The 809-nt window shown below is 71.9% G+C and carries 1 protein-coding gene; it reads right to left on the reverse strand.

From position 1 onward, the window contains the following. A partial coding sequence (locus IED13_RS28490; protein ID WP_248312823.1) for a methyl-accepting chemotaxis protein occupies nt 1-809 on the reverse strand: 809 nt, incomplete at both ends.

The following is an 809-nucleotide window of genomic DNA, read 5'->3' on the forward strand; positions in this document are numbered from 1 at the left end:
GGCTTGCGGAGAGGCGGATTGCCCGGCCGCCTCGCGGCCGGTGCGGAAGGTCGCGACGAGGTCGTTGAGCTGGCCGATCCGGCCCGACAGCGAGCCGGCCGAGGCCGCGCTCTGCTCGGCCAGCGCCGCATTCGCCTGCGTCATCTCGTCGAGATGCGCCACCGCCTGGCTCATCTCGTCGATGCCATTGGCCTGCTCGCCCGAGGCCGCCGAGATGTCGGCGATGGTGGCGGCGACCTTGCGCGAGGCTTCGAGGATGCGCGCCAGCTGGTCGCCGGCCTGGCGCACCAGCTTCACCCCGGCGCCGACCTCGTCATTGGAGGAGGAGATCAGCCCGGAGATGTCCTTGGCCGCCTCGCCCGAGCGCTGGGCGAGCGTGCGCACTTCCGAGGCGACGACGGCGAAGCCCTTGCCGGCCTCGCCGGCACGGGCCGCCTCAACCGCGGCGTTGAGGGCGAGCAGATTGGTCTGGAAGGCGATGTCGTCGATGACGCGGATGATGTCGGAGATCTTCTGCGAGGCGCTCTCGATGCGGGCCATGGCCTCGACCGCCTGGCCGGCGATGGCGCCGCCCGACTGGGCCGCCTGCATGGCCTCGTCGGCGATGCGGGCGGCATCCTTCGAGGCCTGGGCCGAGGCCTTGACGGACGCGGCGAGCTCCTCGGTCGTCGCGGCGGTCTCTTCCAGCGAGGAGGCCTGCTCCTCGGTGCGCTTGGAGAGATCGTCGGCGCCCATGTTGATCTCGCGGGCGGCGAGCCCGACATCGGCCGAGGTCGTCTGGATCGTCGCGACCGTGGCCGAGAGGCGCT

The organism is Allobosea spartocytisi (genome assembly GCF_014764685.1).
Lineage (GTDB): Bacteria > Pseudomonadota > Alphaproteobacteria > Rhizobiales > Beijerinckiaceae > Allobosea > Allobosea spartocytisi.